This window comes from Methylobacterium sp. BE186, from assembly GCF_031457035.1.
Taxonomy (GTDB): domain Bacteria; phylum Pseudomonadota; class Alphaproteobacteria; order Rhizobiales; family Beijerinckiaceae; genus Methylobacterium; species Methylobacterium segetis.
On sequence record NZ_JAVDVV010000026.1, the window covers coordinates 1 to 22,164 of the forward strand.

The 22,164-nt window shown below is 73.6% G+C and carries 25 protein-coding genes; 13 read left to right on the forward strand and 12 right to left on the reverse strand.

What is annotated here, in order from left to right:
• The first annotated feature begins 107 nt into the window (after positions 1–107).
• From gspM to J2X36_RS21260, 8 genes are all read left to right on the forward strand, one after another.
• Complete coding sequence (gene gspM, locus J2X36_RS21225; protein ID WP_310353488.1) at positions 108–683, forward strand: type II secretion system protein GspM; 576 nt, start codon at positions 108–110, stop codon at positions 681–683.
• A complete protein-coding gene (locus tag J2X36_RS21230; protein ID WP_310353490.1) occupies positions 668–1,282 on the forward strand; it encodes a hypothetical protein in 615 nt (204 codons plus the stop codon). Before gspM ends, J2X36_RS21230 begins: the two co-directional genes overlap by 16 nt.
• 210 nt (positions 1,283–1,492) lie before the next feature.
• Positions 1,493–3,739 (forward strand): type II secretion system secretin GspD, encoded by a 2,247-nt coding sequence (gene gspD / locus J2X36_RS21235; RefSeq protein WP_165937849.1) that lies wholly within the window; start codon positions 1,493–1,495, stop codon positions 3,737–3,739.
• Between the two features lie 14 nt (positions 3,740–3,753).
• On the forward strand, positions 3,754–5,499 hold the full coding sequence (locus J2X36_RS21240) for a GspE/PulE family protein (RefSeq protein ID WP_132254007.1): 1,746 nt from the start codon (positions 3,754–3,756) through the stop codon (positions 5,497–5,499).
• Positions 5,496–6,716 (forward strand): type II secretion system F family protein, encoded by a 1,221-nt coding sequence (locus J2X36_RS21245; RefSeq protein WP_310353494.1) that lies wholly within the window; start codon positions 5,496–5,498, stop codon positions 6,714–6,716. Before J2X36_RS21240 ends, J2X36_RS21245 begins: the two co-directional genes overlap by 4 nt.
• On the forward strand, positions 6,713–7,198 hold the full coding sequence (locus J2X36_RS21250) for a GspH/FimT family pseudopilin (protein WP_132254012.1): 486 nt from the start codon (positions 6,713–6,715) through the stop codon (positions 7,196–7,198). The genes J2X36_RS21245 and J2X36_RS21250 overlap by 4 nt, the downstream gene beginning before the upstream one ends.
• The gene (locus J2X36_RS21255; RefSeq protein WP_132254014.1) at positions 7,182–7,595 is read left to right on the forward strand and encodes a hypothetical protein; all 414 of its coding nucleotides are present in this window, start codon (positions 7,182–7,184) and stop codon (positions 7,593–7,595) included. Before J2X36_RS21250 ends, J2X36_RS21255 begins: the two co-directional genes overlap by 17 nt.
• Complete coding sequence (locus J2X36_RS21260; RefSeq protein WP_310353503.1) at positions 7,592–8,218, forward strand: hypothetical protein; 627 nt, start codon at positions 7,592–7,594, stop codon at positions 8,216–8,218. The genes J2X36_RS21255 and J2X36_RS21260 overlap by 4 nt, the downstream gene beginning before the upstream one ends.
• A gap of 6 nt (positions 8,219–8,224) precedes the next feature.
• Here J2X36_RS21260 and J2X36_RS21265 read toward each other — a convergent pair whose 3' ends face one another.
• Together J2X36_RS21265 and J2X36_RS21270 are read right to left on the reverse strand one after the other, a co-directional pair.
• Positions 8,225–8,734 carry an A24 family peptidase gene (locus tag J2X36_RS21265; protein ID WP_310353505.1) on the reverse strand — a complete coding sequence of 170 codons (510 nt, stop codon included), beginning with the start codon at positions 8,732–8,734 and terminating at the stop codon, positions 8,225–8,227.
• Positions 8,735–8,772: 38 nt separating this feature from the next.
• Positions 8,773–9,630, reverse strand: a complete 858-nt coding sequence (locus J2X36_RS21270; RefSeq protein WP_310353508.1) for a type II secretion system protein GspK — start codon at positions 9,628–9,630, stop codon at positions 8,773–8,775.
• A gap of 227 nt (positions 9,631–9,857) precedes the next feature.
• Here J2X36_RS21270 and J2X36_RS21275 point away from each other — a divergent pair, with 227 nt between their 5' ends.
• Positions 9,858–10,064 carry a hypothetical protein gene (locus tag J2X36_RS21275; protein ID WP_132254022.1) on the forward strand — a complete coding sequence of 69 codons (207 nt, stop codon included), beginning with the start codon at positions 9,858–9,860 and terminating at the stop codon, positions 10,062–10,064.
• A gap of 49 nt (positions 10,065–10,113) precedes the next feature.
• Here J2X36_RS21275 and J2X36_RS21280 read toward each other — a convergent pair whose 3' ends face one another.
• The 6 genes from J2X36_RS21280 to J2X36_RS21305 form a co-directional block, all read right to left on the reverse strand.
• On the reverse strand, positions 10,114–10,833 hold the full coding sequence (locus tag J2X36_RS21280) for a DUF4214 domain-containing protein (RefSeq protein ID WP_132254025.1): 720 nt from the start codon (positions 10,831–10,833) through the stop codon (positions 10,114–10,116).
• Between the two features lie 225 nt (positions 10,834–11,058).
• Positions 11,059–11,292 carry a hypothetical protein gene (locus J2X36_RS21285; RefSeq protein WP_132254027.1) on the reverse strand — a complete coding sequence of 78 codons (234 nt, stop codon included), beginning with the start codon at positions 11,290–11,292 and terminating at the stop codon, positions 11,059–11,061.
• A gap of 149 nt (positions 11,293–11,441) precedes the next feature.
• Positions 11,442–11,582 (reverse strand): hypothetical protein, encoded by a 141-nt coding sequence (locus tag J2X36_RS21290; protein WP_165937850.1) that lies wholly within the window; start codon positions 11,580–11,582, stop codon positions 11,442–11,444.
• Positions 11,582–11,833 carry a hypothetical protein gene (locus J2X36_RS21295; RefSeq protein ID WP_132254030.1) on the reverse strand — a complete coding sequence of 84 codons (252 nt, stop codon included), beginning with the start codon at positions 11,831–11,833 and terminating at the stop codon, positions 11,582–11,584. The genes J2X36_RS21290 and J2X36_RS21295 overlap by 1 nt, the downstream gene beginning before the upstream one ends.
• 146 nt (positions 11,834–11,979) lie before the next feature.
• The gene (locus J2X36_RS21300; protein ID WP_310353512.1) at positions 11,980–13,020 is read right to left on the reverse strand and encodes a PAS domain-containing protein; all 1,041 of its coding nucleotides are present in this window, start codon (positions 13,018–13,020) and stop codon (positions 11,980–11,982) included.
• Positions 13,021–13,168: 148 nt separating this feature from the next.
• Positions 13,169–14,377 carry an L-dopachrome tautomerase-related protein gene (locus tag J2X36_RS21305; RefSeq protein ID WP_310353513.1) on the reverse strand — a complete coding sequence of 403 codons (1,209 nt, stop codon included), beginning with the start codon at positions 14,375–14,377 and terminating at the stop codon, positions 13,169–13,171.
• 364 nt (positions 14,378–14,741) lie between these two features.
• Between J2X36_RS21305 and J2X36_RS21310 the strand changes: the two genes are divergently transcribed.
• On the forward strand, positions 14,742–16,625 hold the full coding sequence (locus J2X36_RS21310) for an MHYT domain-containing protein (RefSeq protein ID WP_310353516.1): 1,884 nt from the start codon (positions 14,742–14,744) through the stop codon (positions 16,623–16,625).
• A gap of 25 nt (positions 16,626–16,650) precedes the next feature.
• Here the strand turns inward: J2X36_RS21310 and J2X36_RS21315 are convergent, their stop codons facing one another.
• The gene (locus J2X36_RS21315; RefSeq protein WP_310353519.1) at positions 16,651–17,025 is read right to left on the reverse strand and encodes a hypothetical protein; all 375 of its coding nucleotides are present in this window, start codon (positions 17,023–17,025) and stop codon (positions 16,651–16,653) included.
• 66 nt (positions 17,026–17,091) lie between these two features.
• Positions 17,092–17,385 (reverse strand): hypothetical protein, encoded by a 294-nt coding sequence (locus J2X36_RS21320; protein WP_132254041.1) that lies wholly within the window; start codon positions 17,383–17,385, stop codon positions 17,092–17,094.
• A gap of 423 nt (positions 17,386–17,808) precedes the next feature.
• On the opposite strand from J2X36_RS21320, the gene J2X36_RS21325 reads away from it, so the two are divergent.
• The 3 genes from J2X36_RS21325 to J2X36_RS21335 all read left to right on the forward strand — a co-directional run bounded on the left by J2X36_RS21325 (position 17,809) and on the right by J2X36_RS21335 (position 20,214).
• Positions 17,809–18,819, forward strand: a complete 1,011-nt coding sequence (locus tag J2X36_RS21325; RefSeq protein WP_310353522.1) for an AraC family transcriptional regulator — start codon at positions 17,809–17,811, stop codon at positions 18,817–18,819.
• 65 nt (positions 18,820–18,884) lie between these two features.
• Positions 18,885–19,706 carry a DUF4344 domain-containing metallopeptidase gene (locus J2X36_RS21330; protein ID WP_132254044.1) on the forward strand — a complete coding sequence of 274 codons (822 nt, stop codon included), beginning with the start codon at positions 18,885–18,887 and terminating at the stop codon, positions 19,704–19,706.
• A gap of 127 nt (positions 19,707–19,833) precedes the next feature.
• On the forward strand, positions 19,834–20,214 hold the full coding sequence (locus tag J2X36_RS21335) for a GCG_CRPN prefix-to-repeats domain-containing protein (protein WP_132254046.1): 381 nt from the start codon (positions 19,834–19,836) through the stop codon (positions 20,212–20,214).
• 95 nt (positions 20,215–20,309) lie between these two features.
• On the opposite strand, the gene J2X36_RS21340 is transcribed toward J2X36_RS21335, so the two are convergent.
• Both J2X36_RS21340 and J2X36_RS21345 read right to left on the reverse strand, forming a co-directional pair.
• Positions 20,310–20,600 carry a hypothetical protein gene (locus tag J2X36_RS21340; protein ID WP_132254048.1) on the reverse strand — a complete coding sequence of 97 codons (291 nt, stop codon included), beginning with the start codon at positions 20,598–20,600 and terminating at the stop codon, positions 20,310–20,312.
• A gap of 226 nt (positions 20,601–20,826) precedes the next feature.
• A complete protein-coding gene (locus tag J2X36_RS21345; RefSeq protein ID WP_310353529.1) occupies positions 20,827–22,071 on the reverse strand; it encodes an ATP-grasp domain-containing protein in 1,245 nt (414 codons plus the stop codon).
• Between the last annotated feature and the right edge of the window lie 93 nt (positions 22,072–22,164).

Below are 22,164 nucleotides of genomic sequence, written 5' to 3' on the forward strand. Positions count from 1 at the left end.
CCGGTCCTGGCCGGGCCGATCGTGTTCGACCGCGCCCGCGCCCGCGAGCGCTTCTCCATCCGCGCAACCCTGCGCGAGACCCGTATCCCCGAGGAGCTCCGCCAGCCATGAGACCCGGCCCCGCCCTCCGCTTCGCCGTCTTCCTCGGCTGCAACGCCCTCGCCCTCCTCCTCGTGAGCGGCCTGATCCTGTCGCCGGCGCTCGGCCTGCTCTCGGACCAGCAGGAGGCGATCGCGCGGATGGAGCCGCGCCTGGAGCAGGCGCGCTCGGCCATCGCCCGCGCGGCCGCCCTGTCCGAGCAGGACCCCGCAACCCTGCAGGACCTCGCCCAGCGCTTCGTGCAGGGCGAGACCGAGAGCCTGCTGCAGGCCGACCTGCTCCTGCGCCTGCGCGAGATCGCCGAGAGCCACGGGGTCGCCTTCGCCTCCGTGGCGAGCCTGCCGGAGCGGGAGGCGATGGGCCGCCGGGTCGTGGGCGCGCGGATCGAGTTCCAGGCGAGCGACCACCGGGCCGCCGCCCTGCTGTCGAGCCTGGAGCGGGGCCCGGCCTTCCTGTTCATCCGCAACGCGCAGCTCTCCGCCGCGGGCGCGCAGCTCTCCGCCGCGGGTGCGGAGGAGCCCGGCGAGGACGCGGTCTCGGTCAGCGTCGAGGTCTACGGAGTGGCAGGATGGTCGCGCAGCTGATACCCGCCGCCTCCCGCGGCCTCCCGGCTCCGCCCGGACTGCTCTCTCCGCGGGAGGGGGTGGCCCCGCGCCGCGGGGTCTCGGCCCCGAGCCGGTCCTGGCTCCTGACCCTGGCCTGCGGCGCGCCCGCGCTCGCCGCCTCGCTCTGGGTCGCCTGGGCGGGGCTCCTCGGCCCGGTCGGCCCCGCCGCCGGCGCCGAGGCGGAGCCGCGCGTCGCCCGCCCCGCGCCGGCCCTGCCCCTCCTGCACGCCGCCGCCGAGACGGGCGTCGCCGAGATGCTGATCGAGAAGCCCCTGTTCTCGCCGAGCCGCGCCCGCGCCCCGAAGGCGCCCGTCCTGGCCGCGCAGACGATCGAGGCGCCACCCCCGCCCCCGCCGCCTCCGTCCCGTACCGTACCGAGCTATACGATGGGCGGTGTCCTGATTTCGGCCTCGGGTCGCAAAGTGTTGCTCCGCAGGCACAAGGGCGATCGCGGCTGGTGGATCGGCGAGGGAAAAACAACGTCCGATGGATGGAAAGTATTGACCGTCACCGCTGAAAACGTGAACCTGTCCTGCGACGGTCAGGAAGTGCTCCTCTTCCTACGCCCGCATAGGTGAAGGTGAACGGGGGCGGGCAGTGCGATGTTTCTGCCGGGACACGGGGCGGGCCGTAATTCGCGTCGACTGAGGCCTGCGACCCTCCGTCCGCACATCAGACTTCGGAACATTGGTCGAGTCACGCGGGCCTGCGCGGCTGTTCTGGTCGCGCTCGGCCTCGGCGCGGCCTCGCTGCGCCCCGCTGCCGCCGCGCCGCGCCAGGCGGCCGAGATGCCGGAATGGGCCGGGCGCGATCCCGCCCCGGCCCTGCCCGACGACGGCAAGCGCCGCCTCGGCGCGAGCCCCCGCACCCCGGATCCGGCCGCGCCCGGCGCCCCCGACAAGACCCGCATCGGCATCGGCTCGGGCAAGTTCTATGGCGAGCCGCGGCCGGCGCGCCCGCCCGCGGAGTCGGCCGCCGGGACGCACACGCTCAACCTCGTCGACGCGAGCATCCAGGAGGCCGCCGCCGCCGTGCTCGGCGACATCCTGGGCGTCAACTACACGATCGACCCCAAGCTCGAGGGCAAGCTCACGCTCCAGACGACGCACGCCGTCACGAAGGCGGGCGCGACGGAGCTGTTCGAATCGGCGCTGCGCAACGTCGGCGGCGCCCTCGCCCGCAGCGGCAACGTCGTGCGCGTGGTGCCGGCGGAGCAGGCGACGGCGGGCGGCCGGATCGGGATGGCCGACCGCGGCGGGCCCTCCGGCGTCGGCAATGCCGTGAAGGTCCTGCCGCTCCGCTACGTCGCGGCCGCCGAGATGAAGCGGCTCCTGGAGCCGATCGCCTCCTACGGCGGCGTCGTCCGGATCGATCCCTCGCGCAACGCGCTGCTCCTCTCCGGCACCGACCAGGAGATCGCCGCGATGCGGGAGGCCGCGTCCGTCTTCGACGTGAACTACATGAAGGGCATGTCCTTCGCCCTCGTGCCGGTGCGCTCCCTCGACCCGGAGGAGGTCGTCGAGAACCTGAGCAAGGCCTTCGCGACGAACGGCGAGGGCGCCATGAGCGGGATGGTGCAGTTCATCCCGAACAAGCGCCTGAAATCCGTGCTCGTGATCTCGAAGCAGCCCGAGTACCTGCTCACGGCCAAGTCCTGGATCCGCAATCTCGACGGCGTCGCCGGGGGGCGCCGCAAGGAATTCTTCACCTACGTCCTGCGCAACCGGCAGGCGAAGGACGTGGTCGACGTCCTGAACGCGATGTTCTCGGACGAGACGGCCGCCCGCGAGGTCCGCTCCGCCCGCTCCGCCCGCACGGGGCTCGGCGACGGGCCGGGCAACGGGGCGCCCCTCGGCAACGGCAACGGCAACGGGTTCGGCGGCGATGCCGGGCCGGGCGGCTTCTCGGTGGGCGGGGGGAGCCAGTTCGGCGGGGGCGGCCTGGGTGGCGGCGGCTTCGGCGGTGGCGGCATCGCGGTCGGCGGCGGCTTCGGGGCGGGGGGCACGGGCCTGTCCGGCTCCGAGCGCTTCCTCGACGGGCCCCTCCCCCGGGTCGACGAGAACGGGAGCTACCGCTCGGCCGGGATCGGCGCGGGCGACAACGGCGAGCCCCGCATCAAGATCGTCGCCGACCCGTCCCAGAACGCCCTCCTGATCCTCGCCGCCGAGAGCGATTACCGGCGGGTCGAGCGGGTGCTGGCCAATCTCGACGTGCTGCCGAACCAAGTGCTGATCGAGGCGACCATCGCCGAGGTCCAGCTCAACGACGACCTGCGTCTCGGCGTGCGCTGGTTCTTCCAGAACCGCAACGGCTCGCGCTCGGGCACCTTCTCGGACCTCGTGAGCGGGGCGGTCGGCTCGGCCTTCCCCGGCTTCTCCTTCGTGGCCCGGGCGGCGGGGGGGCAGGTGACGCTGAACGCGCTGAACGACGTCACCCGCGTCGACGTCCTCGCCTCCCCGAGCCTGATGGTCCTCGACCGGCGCACCGCCGTCCTGCAGATCGGCGACCAGGTGCCGATCCAGACCCAGTCGGCCCAGAGCATCCTGACCCCCGGCGCGCCGGTGGTGAACTCGATCGCCTACAAGGACACCGGCGTGATCCTCTCCGTGACGCCGCGGGTGAGCGAGTCCGGCCGCGTGCTCCTCGACATCGAGCAGGAGGTCTCGACGGTCCAGCGCACCACCTCCTCGAACATCGACTCGCCCTCCTTCGGGCGGCGCAAGGTGCGCACCACGGTCGTCGTCAACAACGGCGAGAGCATCACGCTGGGCGGCCTGATCCAGGACCGGACCACGATCGGGGAGACGCGGGTGCCCGTGCTCGGCGACCTGCCGATCATCGGCAACGCCTTCAAGGAGAAGCAGAACCTCGTCGAGAAGACCGAGCTGATCATCATGCTGACGCCCCGCGTCGTGCGCGACCTCAACGAGGCGGCGGCGGTCACCGACGAGTACCGCAACCGCGTCCGCAGCGTCATGCCGACCCGCGACCCGGTCCAGCGCCTGATGACGAACGTCAAGCGCAGCATCGAGTGAGCGGGGCGGCCGGGATGGAACAGGTTCGGTCCTCGCTCCGCGGCCTCGATCCCGCCTCCCCGGCCTTCGCGGAGCGCTTCGGCGCCTTCCTCGCGGAGGAGGGGCTCCTCGACCGGGCCGCCGTCGAGCGGGCGCGCCGCGCCGCCACCCTCTCGGGCGACCGCTTCGACGCGGTGCTGACGAAGCTCGGCATCCTCTCGGAGCCGGCGCTCGCCGCGGGCCTGTCGCGCTTCCTCGGCCTGCCGCTCCACGTGCCCGGCGAGGGCGCGCCCGAGCGCCTGCTGCCCGACGCGCTGCCGGCCCGCTTCGTCACCGAGAACCGGGTCCTGCCGGTGCGCCTGGAGGGCGGCGTGCTGACGCTCGCCGTGGTCGACCCGTTCGACCGGATGCCGCTGGAATCGGTCGGCCTCGTCGTCGAGGAGCCCGTGCGCGTCGAGATCATCGCGCCGGCCGATTTCGAGCGCCTCGCCGCCCAACTCTACGCCGATCGGAGCGCGGCCGGGGCGGCCGGAACGGGGCTGGAGGCCGACCACAGCGACACCGACCTGCAGCGCCTGCGCGACAGCGCCAGCGAGGCGCCCGTCATCCGCCTCCTCGACCAGATCATCGCGGGCGGCGTCGAGGCCGGCGCCTCCGACATCTACATTGAGCCGACCACCGCCTCCCTGCGGGTGCGCTACCGGGTCGACGGCGTGCTGCGGGTCGTCGAGGAGGCGCCCGCCCGGCTCTCGGCGGCCGTCGCCTCCCGCGTGAAGATCCTCGCCCGTCTCGACATCGCCGAGCGCCGCCTGCCCCAGGACGGGCGCATCAAGATCCCGGTCCGGGGCCACGAGGTCGATTTCCGCGTCGCGACGATCCCGACGATCGACGGCGAGGCCGTGACGATGCGCGTCCTCGACCGCAGCCGCGTCACCCTCGACTTCGCGAGCCTCGGCTTCGAGAGGGGCCAGATCGAGACCCTGACCCAGCTCGCCGCCCAGCCGAACGGGATCATCCTTGTCACCGGCCCGACCGGCAGCGGCAAGACCACCACGCTCTACACGATGCTGCGGCAGGTGAACCGCCCGACCGCCAAGATCTTCACCGTCGAGGACCCGATCGAGTACCAGCTCTCCGGCATCAGCCAGGTCCAGACCCAGGAGGGTATCGGCCTCGACTTCCCGGCGATCCTGCGCTCGATCCTGCGCCACCACCCCGACATGATCATGATCGGCGAGATCCGCGACGAGGAGACGGCGCGCATCGCCGTGCAGGCCTCGCTCACGGGCCACCTCGTCTTCTCGACGCTCCACACCAACAGCGCCGCCGAGACCATCACCCGCCTGATCGACATGGGCATCGAGCATTTCCTGCTCGGCTCGACCGTGCGCGGCATCGTCGCCCAGCGGCTCGTGCGGCGGCTCTGCCCGGCCTGCGCCGCGCCCCACCCGGACGCCCCGGTGCTCGCCGCCCACCTGCCGGACCGGGTGCCCGCGCTCCGGGGCGCGGGCGCCCCGGACCTGCGCCGCCCCGTCGGCTGCGAGGCCTGCCAGGGCAGCGGATATGCGGGCCAGCTCTCGATCGCCGAGCTGATGCCGGTGGATTCCCGCCTGCGCGACGCCGTCCTGCGGCGCGCCTCCGGCACCGAGATCGAGGCGCTCGCCCGGGCCGGCGGCGTGCGCTCCCTCTACGAGGACGGGATCGTCAAGGCCTGGCAGGGCCTGACCGCGGTCGAGGAGGTGCTGCGCGTCACGAGCGGGATCGAGGCGCCGCCGGCATGAAGTTCCGCTACGAGGCCTTCGACGGGGCGGGCAACCTCCTGGTCGGGGAGATCGAGGCCGCCAGCGCGGAGGAGGCCCGCGCCTTGGTGCGCGCGAGCGGGCCGACCCCCTTCGCCCTGCGCGCGGCGCGCCCCCTCGACCTCCTCTTCAAGGAGGTCCGGCTGGAGATGCCCGGCGCCAGGGCCGCCGACGCGGCGCTCGCCCGCCTCGCCCGCGACCTCGCCGTGCTGCTCCAGGCGGACGTGCCCCTCGACGCGGCCCTGCGCATCGCCTCGGCCACCGCCGAGGACCGGCGCATGGCCGACCTCGCCCTGCGGATGCGCGAGGGCATCCTGCGCGGCGCCTCCCTCGGCGAGGTGATGGAGGGGATGCCCGAGGCGTTCCGGCCCGATTGCGTGCGGATCGTCCAGGCCGGCGACGTCAGCGCCGATCTCGGCGCCGCCATGCAGGACCTCGCCGACCTCCTCGACCGCCGCGTCGAGATCCGCGCGCGGGTCCGCTCGGCGCTGGCCTACCCCTCGCTCCTCGTCGGGCTCGCCGCCGTCTCCCTCTGGATCGTGCTCGGCCTCCTGGTGCCCGCGGTGACGCCGATCTTCCACGAGAGCGGCATGGAGTTGCCCGCGATCCTGGCGGCCCTCGACGCCCTGCGCGCGCATTCCGGGACGATCCTCGCCCTTGCCGCCGGCCTCCTCGGCGCCCTCGGCCTCGCCCTCATCCTCGGCCGGCGCAGCCCCGCCATCCGGCGGTGGCTCGACCGCCTGCGCCTCGCCCTGCCCGTCACCGGGCCGATCGCGGAGACGCGCGAGGCCGCCCGCTTCACCCGCACCTTCGCGACCCTGATCAAGGCCGGGGTCGCTCCCCTCCAGGCCCTGCAGACCGCCTGCACCCTGGTGCGCAACAGCGTCACCCGCGCCCGGCTCGAGGCGAGCATCGCCGACGTGCGGGCCGGCGCGACGATCGGCGCGGCGATGGAGCGGGCGGGCGCCCTGCCCCTCGCCGCCCGCCACATGATCACGGTCGGCGAGGAGAGCGGGCGCCTGCGCGACATGCTCCTGCGCGCGGCCCTCATCCTGGAGCGGCAGGACCAGGCCCGGACCGACCGCCTGCTCGCCATCCTGACGCCGGCCGTCACCGTGCTCGTCTCCGGCATGATCGCGGCGATCATCCTCTCGGTGATGAGCGCGATCCTCTCGATCAACGACCTCGCCCTGCAATGACGGGCCCGCGCCACGGCCGGACGCGCGAGGCGGGCTTCAGCCTCGTCGAGATCCTCGTGGCCGTCGCGATCCTGTCGGGGGTCGTCCTCCTCGCCGCGCCCCTGCTGCGGCGCCCGCCGGCCGAATTGCAGCTGCGGGCCGATCTCGGCCGGCTCGCCGCGGCGCTCCGGATCACGCGGGCGGCCGCGATGATGCGCAACGAGCCCCTCGCCCTCGTCCTCGACGCGGAGCACCGCCGCTTCGCCTCCCCGGCGGTGCCGTCCGTCGCGATCGACCCCCGCACCGAGGTGAGCCTCGACCTGCCCGATCCGGGCGAGCGGGCGGGCGCGGCCGGCCGCATCCGCTTCTTCCCGAGCGGGCGCTCGACGGGCGGCCGGATCCGCCTGCGCCTCGGCGGATCCGAGGGGCGGCTCGATGTCGTCTGGGCGACGGGGCAGGTTCTCGCGCAGCAGGGTCTCTCAGCCCATGCCGCCGGGCGCTGACGCGGGCCGGGCGGCGCAGGGCGGCTTCGCCCTGCTGGAATTCCTGGCGGCCTTCACGATCCTGACGCTGTTCCTCGCCGCGATCCTGGCCGCCCTCGCGGTCGCGATGCGCGGCGACCACCAGGCCGCCTTCCTGACCCTCGGGAGCGCCCTGGCCAAGGGCCGGCTCGCGGCCGCGGGCGTCGACTACCCCTTGCGCCCGGGGGCGACGGGGGGCGTGCTGCCGAACGGCTATCTCTGGCGCGCCGACATCGCCCGCCACGCCCTCGTCCCCCTCGGGCCGGGGAGCGCGGCCGCCGGCTACCGCGTGGCGGTGAGCGTGGCCGAGCCGCCGGAGCGCGGCGGGCGCTCGCTGACCCTGCATTCCTTCGTGCTCGACCGGGCGGGGCGGCGATGATCGCGATCAACGCGCGCATGTCCGGATTCGTGATCGCGGAGGCGCTCGTCGCGCTCCTCCTCCTCGCCCTCACCCTCGGGCTCTCGGCCGGCATGTTCGGCTTCGCCCGGCGGCTCTCGCAGGCCGGTCACGGGCGGGACGTCCTCGCCCAGACGGTGGCGGGCGGGGGCGCGCTCGGGGGCTGGCTCGCCGCCGCCGCCCCGATCCGCCCGGCGACGCCGGCGGGTCCGGGACCGGTCCTGTTCGAGGGGCGGCCCGACCGCCTCACCTTCGTCACGGCGAGCCGGGGCGACGTGCAGCCGGCGGGGCTTCTCGCCGTGACGGTCGGCTTCAACGGACGCGACCGGGGCGCCCCGACGGGCTCGATCCTGTTCGACGTGGCGCCCCTGCCCGTCGGGGCCTCGCTCCTGCCCGACCAGGTGGCGCGCCAGACCCTGATCGCCCGCGTCGCCGGGGCCCGCTTCGGCTATTTCGGTGCGCTCGGGGAGGGGCGGCCGGCCGCCTGGCACGATGCCTGGACCGACGCGACCCGCCTGCCGCAGCTCGTCCGGCTCCGGGCGGAGATCGATCTCGGCGGCCGCGTCGAGCCCCTCGACCTGTCCTTCCGGGTTCCCGGCTCGTGAGCCCCCTCAGGCGCCGAGCGCCCGGTCGATCAGGTCGAGGACGCTCGTCCCGGTGCCGATCTGCAGGACGGCGATCCCCGCCGTGCCGAGGGCGAGGAAGGGCCCGAACGGGATGCGGCGGCCCGTGTCGAAGCCGGGATCGAGGAGGCGCCGGCCGCCCATGTAGGCGAGGGCCGTCAGGCTCGCGAGGAGGAGCATCGGCGCGAGCCCCTCGAGGCCGGTCCAGGTCCCGGCGGCGGCGACGAACTTCACGTCCCCGAGGCCCAGCCCGTGATAGCCCCGCCGGGACCGGAACGCCGTCCGCACCCCGAGGAGCAGCCCGCCGCCGAGGAGCGCCCCGGCGAGCGCCGAGGCCGGCTCGACCGTGCCGAGGAGGAGGCTCGCCCCGAGCCCCGTCGCGAGGATCAGCAGGTTGACCGCGTCGGGGATGATCATCGCCCGGATGTCGCTCGCCGCCGCGGCGCCCGCCAGGAGCAGCAGCACGAGGAGGGCGCCGGATTCGGGGCCGAGGCTCATCGGGAACCGCTCACCGACGGGCCCTCACCGCGGGACGCTCAGCACGGGACCTGCCCGCCGGCGGCCGGGACGAGGGCACCGGAGGGACCGCCCTCGCGCCATTCCCGGATGCTGTAGCCCGCGGGCGGGCCCGGGGTGAACTCGACGATCGCCTCCCGGGCGGCGCGGGCGCCGGAGCGGGTCACCGCCTCGCCGCGGATCAGGACGGTCCGCCCCGGCGCCTGGGCGAGGAAGAAGGGCGTGCCGGAGCGCTCGGCCTCGGCGCGGGTCCGCGCTCCGGTGACCGCGAGCAGGGTCGCGGTCGGGGCGGCCCGGGCGTTGAGGCCAGGGCTGCCGGTATGCACCGTGACGAGAGGCACCAGGGCCTCGAACAGGGGGCGGTCGATGCCGGGCACCTGCGCCAGCTCCATCACCGAGCGGAAGAGGGGCGGGGCGGGCTCGGCCGCCCCGCGGCCCGGCTCCCGCTTGGCCGCCTCGCGCAGGCGCAGGAGGCCGAGCGTCGCCGGGCCGGCCTCCGGCGCGACGCCCCGGACGAGGGCGGCCACGAGTTCGGGCGTGCCCGCGTTGAGATCGACCTTGCCGCTCTCGTCGGCGACCGCGACGGCGAGGGTCGTGCCGTCCTCCAGGGCGCAGAGGCGGGGGCCGTGCGGTCTCGGCCGGGCGGCGGCCTCCTGCCCTCGGGGGACGTCTGCGAGGAGTTCGAGGATCGCGAGGTGGACGGCGCCCTCGGCCCCGGCCTCGGCGCGGGCGAGCTGCGCGGTGGCGCGCGCCTCGATCGCCCGGTAGCGGGCCGCCGCGATGTAGGTGGCGATCATCAGCCCGATGAGGCCGATCATCCAGATCACCGCCACGAGGGCGAAGCCCGCCTCGCTCCCGGTCTCGGTCCGGAGCGGCACCGGGCTGGCCGGTCCCGGAGGTCGGGGCGCTGAGGGAGGCGGGATCATCGCGCGCTCGGGGAGGGTTCGCCGCGGCTGGGGCGAGCTTGAGCATAGCACGGGGCCGCGGCTCCGGTCGCGTCCGGGACTTGCCGGCGCGGCGCCCCCGCCCCTACCCTCGCCCGCGCCGGCATCCCGGCGAAGGTCCCGGGCCGACCCGCCGGGCAGACGTGTCGTGGAGGCCTGTCATGGACGATCGCTCGGTCGCGGACGTGGAGGAGATCGCCGACGCGGTCATCGACCTGATCGCCCGCCGCCTGAACGCGGGCGTGCGCGCCACCTCGGTCGCCGCGGGCATCGCGGTGGCGCTGACGCGGCTCGGCGAATCCGGCGCGCGCGGGGCGGAGCTGCGGGACGCGATCCTCGCCGTCCTGCAGCCGAGGCCGCCGGCCTGACGTCGTCGCGACGGGCCGGCGGCTCCGGAAGCCCGGGGCCTGAGCCCGCTCAGATGTGCCAGGCCTGCTCGACGCCCGCGGCGAGGTGGTGGTGGGCCTCGGCGGAATCGGTGATCGCCGCCGCCACCGCGGCGCGCGAGGCGCCGTGCTCCAGCTCGCCCTGCCAGTAGCGCGAGCCCCCGTCATCGGCCCCGCGCCCGAGGGCGTGCTCGTACAGGTCCTCGACATAGGCCGCGTTGCTCAGGCCCGCCGCACGGCCCTGGTACTCCGCGGAGCCCAGGAAGGTCTGCGCCACGTCGTGCAGCGAGGCGCCGTGCTCGATCGCGTCGCGGAAATGGTGCAGGCCGCCGGCGTCGGGCGCGCGGTTGAGGAGACCGTAATAGAGCCGCGCGACGTCGCCCGCCTCGAACGTCCCCCGAAGATGGGCGAGGTGCTCGTCCGAGAGGACGAAGCCGAGGGCCACGTCCTCCCGCGAGGCGCCGTGGCTCAACTGGCCGGTCCAGTAGGACACGCCGCCGTCGTCGCCCGTGCGATGGAGGTTGTCCTCGTAGAGCTTGTTCACGAAGCCGCGGTCGTCGAGGCCGTCGTGCCGGCCCTTGCCCTCGCCGGACTTCAGGAATTTCTCCACCACGTCGTGGAGCGAGTCGAGGCCGCTGACGTGGCCCATCCAGGACGCGAGGCCCGGCGCGTCGGGCGCCCGCCCGAGCAGGCCGTCGTACAGGGCATAGATCAGGCTGTCGTCCGCGCCGACGAGATCATCGAGGCCCATGGTTCTCTCCCCTCTTCCGCTGTCGGGGCCCGCGGAGACGGTTCGGAACCTGTCGCCGGCGGGCCGGTGCGGACCACCACTCGCATCGGGGCGGCGCGGGTCGATACGGCCGTTCGTCCGAGGTCGTTCCGACCAAGGTCCGAGACGCCGGTCCGTTGACAGGGGGCTGCGGGCGGCGCCGGGGCCGGCCGGGTCAGGAACCGGACGGATCCCTGGGAGCGGGGGTCAGGCGGGGCGGGCGATCCCGGGCAGGCCGCCGAGGGTCGCGAAGCCGATCGCCGTGCGCGCGGTCACGATGGCCTGCAGGGTGTCGTCCGACGCGCCGCAGGTGAGCGCCCGCAATTCCAGCATGAGCAGCCGGAGGAACAGCGCGTCCGCGCCCTCGCCCTCCCGCAGCATCGACAGGAGTTCCCGCATGAAGGCGCAGGGGGGCGATCCCGGGGGTGGCACTGTCGGCATCGGCGCAAGCTCCACGCGCGTGCGAACACGAATCAGTGTTTCGCAGACCGGTGGTGGCGCACCATCACCTGGGTTAACGTGAAGTTGCAAGTCTTCCGCCGCGCCCCGCCGGGTCGGTCACGGGAGGGCGATCACCCCGCTGGCGCGCATCACAGAACCGGCTCGACCCATCTCAGCACGGCCGCGAGCCGTTCGGCCTGCGCGCGGGTGAGCCCGGAGCAGAGCGCGGTGCCGTTCTGGTAGACGGCGAAGCTTCCGTCGGCGACCGCACGAACCTTGATCGAGGCCATCAGGCGTCCCGTCCCGACAGGCGCGCGAGCGCGCTGAGGCCGCGCTCGGTGATCTGCCAGGTGGCGAAGGTGTCGCTGAATCCCCTGTCCGGGAGCGGGCGGAGCGAGCGAAGAGCGCCGCGGCTCTCGAGGGCTACGAGCCTGCTGTGGTCGCCCGGCCAAGTTCTGTCCGGTCTTTGCTTGATGGTGATCTGACGGTCGGCCGCCTCTGCAGCCTTTCTGAGGAGGCGTCGCTCGTGGTTGACCAGCATCGTCTCTCCCGGATGCGAGGGGAATCGTAGGCACTACTTACGTAGATCTTGGCCTATATGGTCAAGCTTGGCAACCCGCGCCGGGCCCGCCGGCGCGATTCCGGTGGTGACGAGGCGCCGTGCGCGGCGCGCCGGCGGAAGGCCCGTCAGGTCCGGGCGATGGCGATGCCGCTTCCGTCGACGAGGGAGAAGCCGATGCCCCCGCGCCGCAGGGCCGCGACCACGCGGCGCCGGGCCGAGGACGCCGACGCCTCGGTCTCGCCCTCGAGCTTGCGGATGGTCGCGAAGGACAGCCCGCTCGCCAGGGAGCAATCCATCATCGACCAGCCCAGCATCTTGCGCGCGGCACGCAGGTGCTTGCCCCCGAGCGCGGATTCGAGCTCGTCCCTCAGGAAGCCGTCGACCGGGGCCGACGGGATGCCGCCGACCCGCGAGGCCAGGGTGGCCCAGCTCTCGATGCGGCCGGACGCATCGCGGACGGGGACGTAGACGAACCGGAACGAGCCGGACGCCCCGTCCGCGAGGACGAGGCGCTTGAATGCCTCGAAGGGCCGGCCCGCCCGCATCAGCGAGCCGACATGCTCACGGGTGCGGGAGCGGTCCTCCGCCGCGACGACGCAGGTGCAATCGTCACGGAACGCCTGTTGCGTGACGCCGGTCAGGCTGAGGAGCTCGCGCGAGCCGACGCGCTGCGCCTGTGCGTAGAGCGAGGCATGGGTCCAGGATTGGGTCTCCCGAAACAGGGCCCAGCGGCGGCGCTGCTCCGCCCGGCGGGCGTCCGCCAGGGCCTCCCGGTCCGTCACGTCGAGGATGAAGCCCGACGCCGCGGCCGGGCGCCCCTCGGCGTCGAGGAAGATCTCGCCCCGGCTCTCAAGGGTACGCACGGACCCGTCGGGCCGGACGATCCGAACCGTGTGGGCCCTGAGGAGGCCCGCGCCGAGCACCTCGACCTCCGTCTCGAGGACCTCGCGGTCGGCCGGGTGGGCCAGCGCCCGCAGGGCGCCGTAGCTCGGGCGCACGGCGCTCGCCTCCAGCCCGAGCAGGGCGAAGAGGCCCGGCGACCAGCTCTGCTCGCCGGAGGCGAAAGTCCAGCACCAGCTCCCGGTCAGCCCGCAGGCTTCGAGGAGGCGGAAATAGGCGAGGGAGGAGAAGACGGACCGGGGGTCCGGGGTATCGAGGCGTTCCATCCGACCGTGACGTGCCCACAGGGTATCGGTGGCTTCCGGCCCGCTCCTCGCGGAGCAGGAGCCCTCTCCCGGGCGGGAGAGAGCCGGCGAGGCATACGGGAGATTTAGCCCGGCCGCAGCCCCTTGGCGGGGCCGGGCGGGAGAGGCCTCAGCGGGCGCTGCCGGGCCGGGTCGAGCCCGTCGCCTCCGTTGTCCCGGGCTTGAGGCTCCAGAGCTCCGTCGGCAGGCTGACCGGCGCGCCGGGCTTGTAGTCCGCCGAATCCTGGATGTGCGAGGTCGTGACGTAGATCGTGCCGTCCGGTCCTTCGGAGAACGTGTCGGGCCAGCGAAGCTGCGGGTCCTGCACGAGCGTCGTCAGGCCCGTGCCCTTGCCCGACAGGTCGCGCACCTTCACCGCGTTGTCCTGCGGCGAGGTCACGTACATGCGCCCGTCGTGCCGGGAGATCAGCAGGCCGTCCGCCACTCCGTTCTCGCCGACCGTGACGATCTTGGAGCCGAGCGTCCTGTCGGTGAGCATCTCGGGCACGACCGAAGCCGTGGCCCAGCCGGTGAGCGCGTCGGTCGGCAGGCTGTAGAGCGTCTTGCCCTTGATCGCCTGCCAGTACAGCGTCCCGCCGTCCGGCGAGAGGGCGATGCCATCGGCCGAGAACTCGACGCCGCGCCCGTCGGGCCGGCGCAGCGGCTTGCCGTCGTAGGTCACGGTCACGCTCTTGTCCGGCATCGTCGAGGGATGGCCGGAGAGCACGCGCTTGGCCTTGCCGCTGTCGATATCGACCACGATGAGCGCGCCCTCGGCCCCGGAATCGGTCAGGTAGGCGGTCTTGCCGTCCGGCGAGATCCGCACGTCGTTGATGTAGGAGGCCTGCATCACCGTGTCGGTGCCGAAGGGGATCGTCTTGACGACGCGGTTGGTCTTGAGGTCGATGCCGACGAGCTTCGGCCCGTCCTTGACGACGTGCGCCATCGCGGGGGCGGCGGCGTCGACCACCCAGAGCCGGTCCTGCCCGTCGGCCACGACGCTCTGCACGCAGACGAAATGGTCCTTGGGCGACACCTCGTCGGCCTTGGCGTTGCGCCAGGAATTCCAGGCCTCGTCCGGATAGGGCACCGGCTTGCCGTCCTTCAACTCGGCGACCGAGACGGGCGCGTCCTCGCTCCAGCGGGGGAAGTTGACGAAGATCCGTCCGTCCCGCGACACGGTCACGCCGGTGACCTGATGCTCGAAGCTGGCGACCTTCGTGAGCTGGGCCTGCCCCGTGGTCGGCGTCTGTGCCTGGGCCGAGGCGGGCGGGATCGCGCCGGCCAGCGGGCCGCCCAGGAGGAGCGCGGCCAGGCCGGCGCGGGGGTTTCTCAACATGCTCGGTGACCTCGTGAGATGGTTCTCGTTCCGGGGAACGCGGGCAGGTCCGCCCAAGCTCCCGCCTGCGACACCTCCCGCCTGCGACACCTCCCGCCTGCGACACCTCCCGCCTGCGACACCTCCCGCCTGCGACGCTTGCCCGCGCGAGCCCCTGCCCGATCGCGGGAGCCGGACCGGGCTTCCGGAACCGGCTGCGCCGCCGGGCTCGCGCCGACGCGTTGGAGGAGGGCTGAGGCGGGGCTTGGGCGAGGCGGATTTCGGCGCGCCGCTGTCGCCGCCCGGCGGTGGCGCTCCTGGCGCGGCCGGGCTAGCGTGCGGCCTCCTCCGCGGCCTGCCGCGGCTTCCTGCCCGGCGCTCCCCGATGGTCCATACCGGCTACAACCCGGCGCTCGTCGCCCTGTCGATCGCGATTGCGGTGTTCGCCTCCTACACCGCCCTCGATCTCGGTGCGCGGCTGCGCGACGGCGCGGCGGGCCCGCGCTGGGCCTGGGTCGCGGGGGCGGCGGTGGCGATGGGCGGCGGCATCTGGTCGATGCACTTCGTCGGCATGCTCGCCTTCGAGATGGGCCTGCCCGCCGCCTATGACCTCGGCCTGACGGTCCTGTCCCTGCTCATCGCCGTCGGCGTCACGGGAGCGGCCTTCACCGTCGTCAGCCGCCCGGCGGCCGGAATCCGGGCGGTGCTCGTCAGCGGGCCGCTGATGGGCCTCGGCGTGGCGGCGATGCACTATACCGGCATGGCGGCGATGCGCATGCCCGGCAGCCTCGCCTACAGCCCGCCCGTCGTCGCCGTGTCGGTCGCCATCGCGGTGACCGCGGCCACCGCCGCGCTCTGGCTCACCTTCCGCCACAACAGCGTCTGGCAGAAGCTCGCCGCCGCCTGCGTGATGGGCGTGGCGGTGGCGGGCATGCACTATACCGGCATGGCCGCCGCCACGATCACCGCGCAAGGATCGGGCGCCCACGCCGCCCACGCCGCGAGCCTCGGGGCGGATCAGCAGAACCTCGCCCTCGCCGTGGCGGGCGCCACCTTCCTGATCCTGTTCCTGGCCATGCTCGCCTCCTCGCTCGACCAGCAGCGCGTCCAGGCCGAATTGCGCATGAGCGAGGAGCGCTTCCGCGCCGCGGTGCAGGCGGTGCGCGGCGTGCTCTGGACGAACGACGCCGAGGGGCGGATGGTCGGCGAGCAGCCGGGCTGGGCGGCGATCACGGGGCAGAGCCGGGCCGAGTACCAGGGCTACGGCTGGGCGGATGCCGTGCATCCGGACGACGCCCAGCCCAGCATCGACGCCTGGAACGAGACGGTCGCCAAGCGCCGCACCTTCGTCTTCGAGCACCGCCTCCGCTCGGTCGACGGCAGCTGGCGCCATTTCGCGATCCGGGGCGTGCCGGTCTTCGACGGGACGGGCTCGATCCGCGAATGGGTCGGCGTGCACACCGACATCACGGAGCAGCGGGAGGCGGAAGCGGAGCTGCGCGAGTCGAACGAGGAGATCCAGCGCTACGCCTACATCGTCAGCCACGACCTCCGGGCGCCGCTCGTCAACGTGATGGGCTTCACGAGCGAGATCGCGGCCACGCGCGGCGAGGTGCGCGCCGCGCTCGCCGGCCACCCGGAGGCGGAGCGGATCGACGCCGATCTCGGTGAGGCGCTCGGCTTCATCCAGGCGGCCGTCACGCGGATGGAGAGCCTGATCGCGGCGATCCTCAAGCTGTCGCGGGAGGGGCGCCGCACCTTCGTGCCCGAGCCCCTCGACATGGCGGCCCTGGTGCGGGGCCTGCGCGATGCCCAGCGCCATCAGGCCGAGACCCGGGGAGCGAGCGTCACGGTGGCGCCGGACCTGCCCGGCATCACGGCCGACCGGCTCGCGGTCGAGCAGATCTTCGGCAACCTCATCGACAACGCCGTGAAGTATCTCGACCCCGCCCGGCCCGGCCGCATCGCGGTGACCGGCCGGGTCGTCGCGAGCGGCTATGCCCGGTTCGACGTGGCGGATAACGGGCGGGGCATCGCGGAGCAGGATCATTCCCGCGTCTTCGAGCTGTTCCGCCGCGCCGGCCCCCAGGACCAGCCGGGCGAGGGCATCGGGCTCGCCCACGTGAAGGCGCTCGTGCGCGCCCTCGGAGGGCGCATCGACCTGACCTCGCGGCCGGGCTCGGGCACGACCTTCAGCGTGTTCCTGCCCGGCCATGCCTCCCGCGGCCAGCGGACGGCGGTCGAGGCGCTGCGGCTCGCCGCCGAGTGAGGCCGGCGCCCCGGAAGGGGAGGATCTAGCGGGTCGGGGCCGCGAGCCAGGACGAGACCGGATCGATGACGTAGGCGGCGATCGAGGCGGCCCATGCCCGCGCCCGGGAGACCAGGGTCCGGCCCTCGCGCCGGGCCGCCTCCTCCTCGGCCGCGCGGGCGGCGAGGAGCGCGGCGACGTAGCGGTCCTCGCCGGCCTTGCAGGCCGCGAGCGCCTCCCTCTCCGCGGCGAGCTTGCCGAGGCTCTCGGGCTGGCCGGAGAAGGCGTTGCGCACGCAGCGGTGCCATGCGTGCCTGAGGCCGTCGAGGTTCGGGGCGGGCCCGGCCGTCGTCTCGTCGGCCCGCGTCGCGGGCACCGGGAGGGATAGGACGACGAGGATGCCGAGAACTGCCGTTCGCATGCGGGGGCTATCGCCGATTCGGCCCGGCCACGGAAGTCGCGGGTCTCCCTTCGCGCCCGAAACACCTCAGGCCGGTCGAAGTCCGACCCCTCCCCCGATCGGGTCGACGCTGTTCACGCGCGGGCCGCGGATCCGCGGATCCTGCCGCTCCCAGGCATCGAGCACGCCGTTGGCCGCCGCGACGATCTCGCCGGGTGCGGCGGCGTCCACCCGCGGGCGGATCGCCTCCACGAGGCGCGCCAGGATCGTCTGCTCGGTCTGCGGGTGGGTCGCGCCCGAAATCTGCCGGGTGTAGGCCGCGTAGACGTTCTCGGCGATCGTCCGGGCGACGCGATCGGCGGCCGGGGTATCCTGCTCCATGCTCTCGCTCTCCCGTTCGCGTGACGGCCCCGATCGGCCCGGGGCCGGCCGCATCGCCGCACGCTCCTCCTCCGGGAAAGGCCCTGCCGCCCGGCCGGTTCCGATCGCCGCCCGGCCGGCTCTGCCGGAGGCGCTCGGCGCGAGGCGAGGTGTCCGGCCGGCGGGCAGGGCTGCGGATCTGTTCCGGAAGGTGATTTTTTATAGTATCAAATAATACTTATCGAATAGAGCCGGTACGATCAAGACATTCTCTTGTTCAGCTTAAATAATACTGGTCAAATACGCCAATTCGACAAGCACATGCCGGAGGGCGCCATGACCTCTTCTGTCGGGCCGCGTACCGAAATGTGCCCCCTTCATCCCGGTTCATTCGAGGCTGCCGCCCGGGATGCTGCCTGTCCCTTCGGCTTCACGGATGTCAGGGTGGCGCAGGGCCTCCGCACGGTGCTGATCGAACGCGACGCGGATCCCGAGGGCCTCGTCCGCGCGGCGGAGCTCGATCCGCGGATCTTCGACGGCCGCAGCCTGAGCGTCCCCTTCGTCGCGCTCGGGCGCCTGTTCGCCCTGGCGGCCGAACGGACGCGCTGCCCCCATCTCGGCCTCCTCGTCGGGCAGCACGCCGACCTGGGGTCGCTCGGTCTGGTCGGGCTGCTGATGCGCCATTGCGCGACGGTCGGGGATGCCCTGCGGGCGCTCGAGGCGCATATCGGCGTGCAGGACCGAGGCGCCGTGGTCGGGCTCGGCATCGAGGCGGAACTGGCGGTCCTCAGCTACGCGCCGCACGAGCCGGTCTCCGAGGGCGCCGCCCTCCAATCGGAGCGGGCGCTGGCGGTGACGACCAATATCCTGCGCGCCCTGTGCGGATCCGACTGGGTCCCGCTGGAGGTGCTTCTGCCGCGCTCGGTCCCCCCCGACACGGGCCCGTACCAGGACTTCTTCTGCGCGCCGGTCCGGTTCGACCAGGAAATGGCCGCCCTGGTCTTTCCCGCCCCCGTCCTAGCGCTGCCCATCGCAGGGGCGGACCCTGCCATCCGCCGGCGGGTGGAGGATCAGGTCCGGTGCCTCGAGGCGGCCCAGCCCCACACCCTGGCGGACGACCTGCGCCAGTATCTCCGGACGGCGGTGACCCGCCGGCGCTGCCGCGCGGAGCGGGTGGCGCGCCTGAAGTTCCTGCACCGGCGCACCCTGAGCCGGCGGCTGCGCGCCGAGGGCACGAGCTTCCGGCGGCTCGCCAACGAGGTGCAGTTCCAGGTGGCCAAGCAACTCCTCACCGACACGACGATGGGCTTGGCGCAGATCTCGGCGGTCCTGGATTTCTCCGAGCCCGCGGCCTTCACCCACGCCTTCCGGCGGTGGTCCGGCACGACGCCGAGCGCTTGGCGCAAGGCCAACCGTCCCGCGGACCTGTCCCGGCGACCGGAGGGCGGTCCGTGAGCGAGACGAACTCCGCCGCTCCGAGGGATCCGCCGGATCTCGGATGAGGCATCGGAGGCCCGACCATGATCCGGGCGCTTCTGATCGGGCTCGCCCTGGCCCTCCCCGCGGGGGCGGCCCCGTCGACCGCCGCCGCCAGCCGCGTCCGCATCGACTATGTCGTTCCGCGGGCTGCGGCGATGCAGGAGATCTACCGCGACATGAAGGGGCGGCGGGTCCTGGAGGGCCTGCGCGACATCCTCAGCGTCGTTCGCCTGCCGCGGCCTCTCACCCTTCGCCTGTCCGAATGCGGGAGCGAGGCCAATGCGTGGTACGCGCCCGAGACCCGCTCCGTGACGGTCTGCTACGAGTACATCCAGGACATGCACGCCCGGGCGCCGCAGGAGACGTCGCCGACGGGCGTGACCCGCCACGAGGCCATCGTCGGCCCGATCGCGCAGGTCTTCCTGCACGAGACCGGGCACGCCCTCTTCCACCTGCTCGACGTGCCCGTCCTCGGACGGGAGGAGGACGCGGCCGACCAGTTCGCCGCGCTGGTGCTGCTGCGCCTGAGGGCTTCCCAGGCCCGGCCGATCATCGACGGCAGCGCCTTCCTGATGGGAAGCTACGCCCGGGAGGAGACGGCCGACAGGGAGGCGCTCGCCGACGACCACGGCCTCGTCCAGCAGCGCCTCTACAATCTCCTGTGCCTCGCCTACGGCTCGGACCGGCGCGCCTTCCGCTATCTCGTGGAGCGCGGCGACCTGCCGGAGGAGCGGGCGCGGGGCTGCGCGGCCGAGCACGACCAGGCGGCCTTCGCCCTGGACCGGCTGTTCCGGCGCCACCTGCAGGGGGGGCGCATCGCACGGGATCGGGTGCGCCGGGGCTTCCGCTGGGCGTATCGATGAGGGGACCCCGCGGCCTCGCCGCGCTTGTCCCGAAGGATCAAGCAGCCGGATCGCACGGGCGTCACTCTGCGTCGCCCGCCTTCCGTTCGGGAACGGGAGGCGCGCGGGCAGAGTGGGAGTGCAGGAGATGACGCCACGCAGATCAGCCGCAGCGACCATCCTGGCGTTCGGCCTCGCGCTCGCCGGCCTCCTGGCGCCCGGCCCGGTCGGCCTGCGATCCGCCGAAGCGGCTCAGGGCTGCGGTCCCGGATTCCATCGCGGGCCCTACGGATCCTGCCGGCCCAATGCCTACGGCGCCTATTACGGTCCGCGCGGGGCCTACGGTTACCGCGGGGGCGCGGTGTATCGCGGCGGCGCGGTGTATCGCGGGGGCGCCGTGTACGGACGCCGGGCCTATGGCGGCCGCGTCTACCGCGGCGGCGGTGGCTATGCCCGGCGGGGCGTCTATGGCGGCCGCGGTGCCGTCGCGGGCAGGGGCTTCCACGGCGGGGGCCGCTTCCGGCGCTGAGCCCGGGTCCCCTCCCCTACGGTCTGCCGCCACGAACCGGGCGATGTCCGGTCCGATCAAGGGCCGGGGCGCCGCGGCGATGGGAGCGGCCGCGATCAGCTGAGACGGCTCCACCAGAGCCGCCACCAGAACGTGATCCAGTTACCCGTGCGCAACTCGTCGTCCAGGCGGGACACGATCAGGCGGACGATGCTCTGCAACGCCGCGCAGAGGGCCAGGAACAGGGCGGGCAAGGTGGCGTAGTCGATCGCGAGGGTCCGGGGCATCCAGCCGAGATAGCCGGCCAGGAGCAGGACGGGGCTGGCGAGCAGCAGCCATGCCAGGCAGGCCGCGGCGCAGATCGCCACCGGGACGGTCAGGATGAGGATGAGCGCCCGCCAGATCATGCGGAAGCCCGCCTGCGCGGGGGGACGCGTCGCCCTATCGTCATCGCCGGCTCCCGATCGACCGGATTGCTCGAACGCGGGGTACCACCCTGCTCCGGCGCAGTTTCCGGTCCGCCACGGACCGCCCATCCTAGCCCGTTCCGGCGCAGCCTCGTCTGCGCGCGCCGCATGCCAAGGGAGGATGCCCTGCGGCGAGGCCCGGGCTGGCCCACCGACCGAGGCGCCCTCACCGCATGGCCTCGATCGTCCGCACGGCCTCCGGAGTGAGGAGATGGCGGCTCCAGCCCCCGCGGGTCCAGGCGGCGGCCCGGCTCGGACGCGCGAGCAGGGATAGGGCCGCCACGACGACGGGTATCGCGCTCGGCGGATCGAGGCCGGCCGGGCTCAGCTCCTCCTCGGCCCGCGCGAAGGCGCCCCGCCGGGCGAGGAGGTCGCGGCCGGTGCGCAGCAGGGCGGCTCGCGATCCGCTGCGCAGAGCTTCGCCGATCAGGGCCTGGAGGGCGAGGCGGGTGCGGATCCCGGGCCGGCTCGTGGCGACGCCCGCGGGCGCCTCGCCGAGCGAGACGCCGATCAGCAGATCGGTCAGGCAGAGGCCCGACAGGGCCGCTCCCATCGGCTCGACGAGCCGCGGGTTGCCGTCGATGTAGAGAGGGCGCTGGCTCGCATCGAGGAAGTACTCGAGCGAGAGGGCCCCGTGCCACGCCAGGGCCTCTCCGATCCGGGCCATGTCGGCGAGCACCTGAGGGCGGGCGACGCTCTCCTTGAGGGCCGCCCCCCCGCCGCCGCCCTCGATGAGGCGGCGCGCGGCGTGGAAGCCGACGAGGCGCCCCCCCTGGAACACCGCCTGCGCCTGTTCGAGCGGCGCATCGATCCAGGCCTGGACGAGCACGGGCAGGCCGGTGCCGGCGGCGGAGAGCTCGGCGGCGGCCCGGTCCCGCGCCGGCGCGTCGCGGACGATCCAGGTGCCGCGGCTCGCGGTGCCCAGCGCGGCCTTCAGCACGAAGGGGTAATCCTCCAGCCGGCGGACCTCCCGCCCGTCCTCCAGGATCGTCGTGCGCGGCTGCGAGAGGCCGAGCGCATCGAGCAACCGGCTGAATCCGAGCTTCGAGTGGAGGCGCGCGTAGCTCTCGAAGGGCGGCACCGCCAGGGCCGCGTGCGGCCTGACCTCGTCGGCGATCCGGGCGAAGAGGTAGCCCTGCTCGTGGATCGGCAGGAGGACGTCGAAGCGGCCGGTCGCGAGGAGGTCGCGCACGAAGACGCGGTAGCTCTCCGGCTCGGACCCGAGGGGAGGACAGCGGTAGCGGCGGGCGACGAGCCGCGAGAACCGCCCGAGGCAGACCCGCTCGGGATCGCAATAGGACACCTCGTGGCCCGCGAGCGCCAGGGCCGTGATGGCTTCCCGGGCGGACGTGCTGCCGCCTTCCGACAGGAGGATGCGCAGCCGGCGCCGAGAGACAGTCCCGTCGACCATCCATGCCTCTAAGCCGAAAGGAGTACGGGAAGTCTAGGCGCGTTTTGACAAGACTTCCATGTCATGTACCGCACTGGCAGACCGGTCTTCGCA

Coding starts and splice junctions, on each gene's coding strand:
- gspM (WP_310353488.1), top strand. CDS start 108: ATGAGACCCGGCCCCGCCCTCCGCTTCGCCGTCTTCCTCGGCTGCAAC.
- J2X36_RS21230 (WP_310353490.1), top strand. CDS start 668: ATGGTCGCGCAGCTGATACCCGCCGCCTCCCGCGGCCTCCCGGCTCCG.
- gspD (WP_165937849.1), top strand. CDS start 1,493: ATGCCGGAATGGGCCGGGCGCGATCCCGCCCCGGCCCTGCCCGACGAC.
- J2X36_RS21240 (WP_132254007.1), top strand. CDS start 3,754: ATGGAACAGGTTCGGTCCTCGCTCCGCGGCCTCGATCCCGCCTCCCCG.
- J2X36_RS21245 (WP_310353494.1), top strand. CDS start 5,496: ATGAAGTTCCGCTACGAGGCCTTCGACGGGGCGGGCAACCTCCTGGTC.
- J2X36_RS21250 (WP_132254012.1), top strand. CDS start 6,713: ATGACGGGCCCGCGCCACGGCCGGACGCGCGAGGCGGGCTTCAGCCTC.
- J2X36_RS21255 (WP_132254014.1), top strand. CDS start 7,182: ATGCCGCCGGGCGCTGACGCGGGCCGGGCGGCGCAGGGCGGCTTCGCC.
- J2X36_RS21260 (WP_310353503.1), top strand. CDS start 7,592: ATGATCGCGATCAACGCGCGCATGTCCGGATTCGTGATCGCGGAGGCG.
- J2X36_RS21265 (WP_310353505.1), bottom strand. CDS start 8,734: ATGAGCCTCGGCCCCGAATCCGGCGCCCTCCTCGTGCTGCTGCTCCTG.
- J2X36_RS21275 (WP_132254022.1), top strand. CDS start 9,858: ATGGACGATCGCTCGGTCGCGGACGTGGAGGAGATCGCCGACGCGGTC.
- J2X36_RS21280 (WP_132254025.1), bottom strand. CDS start 10,833: ATGGGCCTCGATGATCTCGTCGGCGCGGACGACAGCCTGATCTATGCC.
- J2X36_RS21285 (WP_132254027.1), bottom strand. CDS start 11,292: ATGCCGACAGTGCCACCCCCGGGATCGCCCCCCTGCGCCTTCATGCGG.
- J2X36_RS21290 (WP_165937850.1), bottom strand. CDS start 11,582: ATGGCCTCGATCAAGGTTCGTGCGGTCGCCGACGGAAGCTTCGCCGTC.
- J2X36_RS21295 (WP_132254030.1), bottom strand. CDS start 11,833: ATGCTGGTCAACCACGAGCGACGCCTCCTCAGAAAGGCTGCAGAGGCG.
- J2X36_RS21300 (WP_310353512.1), bottom strand. CDS start 13,020: ATGGAACGCCTCGATACCCCGGACCCCCGGTCCGTCTTCTCCTCCCTC.
- J2X36_RS21305 (WP_310353513.1), bottom strand. CDS start 14,377: ATGTTGAGAAACCCCCGCGCCGGCCTGGCCGCGCTCCTCCTGGGCGGC.
- J2X36_RS21310 (WP_310353516.1), top strand. CDS start 14,742: ATGGTCCATACCGGCTACAACCCGGCGCTCGTCGCCCTGTCGATCGCG.
- J2X36_RS21315 (WP_310353519.1), bottom strand. CDS start 17,025: ATGCGAACGGCAGTTCTCGGCATCCTCGTCGTCCTATCCCTCCCGGTG.
- J2X36_RS21320 (WP_132254041.1), bottom strand. CDS start 17,385: ATGGAGCAGGATACCCCGGCCGCCGATCGCGTCGCCCGGACGATCGCC.
- J2X36_RS21330 (WP_132254044.1), top strand. CDS start 18,885: ATGATCCGGGCGCTTCTGATCGGGCTCGCCCTGGCCCTCCCCGCGGGG.
- J2X36_RS21335 (WP_132254046.1), top strand. CDS start 19,834: ATGACGCCACGCAGATCAGCCGCAGCGACCATCCTGGCGTTCGGCCTC.
- J2X36_RS21340 (WP_132254048.1), bottom strand. CDS start 20,600: ATGATCTGGCGGGCGCTCATCCTCATCCTGACCGTCCCGGTGGCGATC.
- J2X36_RS21345 (WP_310353529.1), bottom strand. CDS start 22,071: ATGGTCGACGGGACTGTCTCTCGGCGCCGGCTGCGCATCCTCCTGTCG.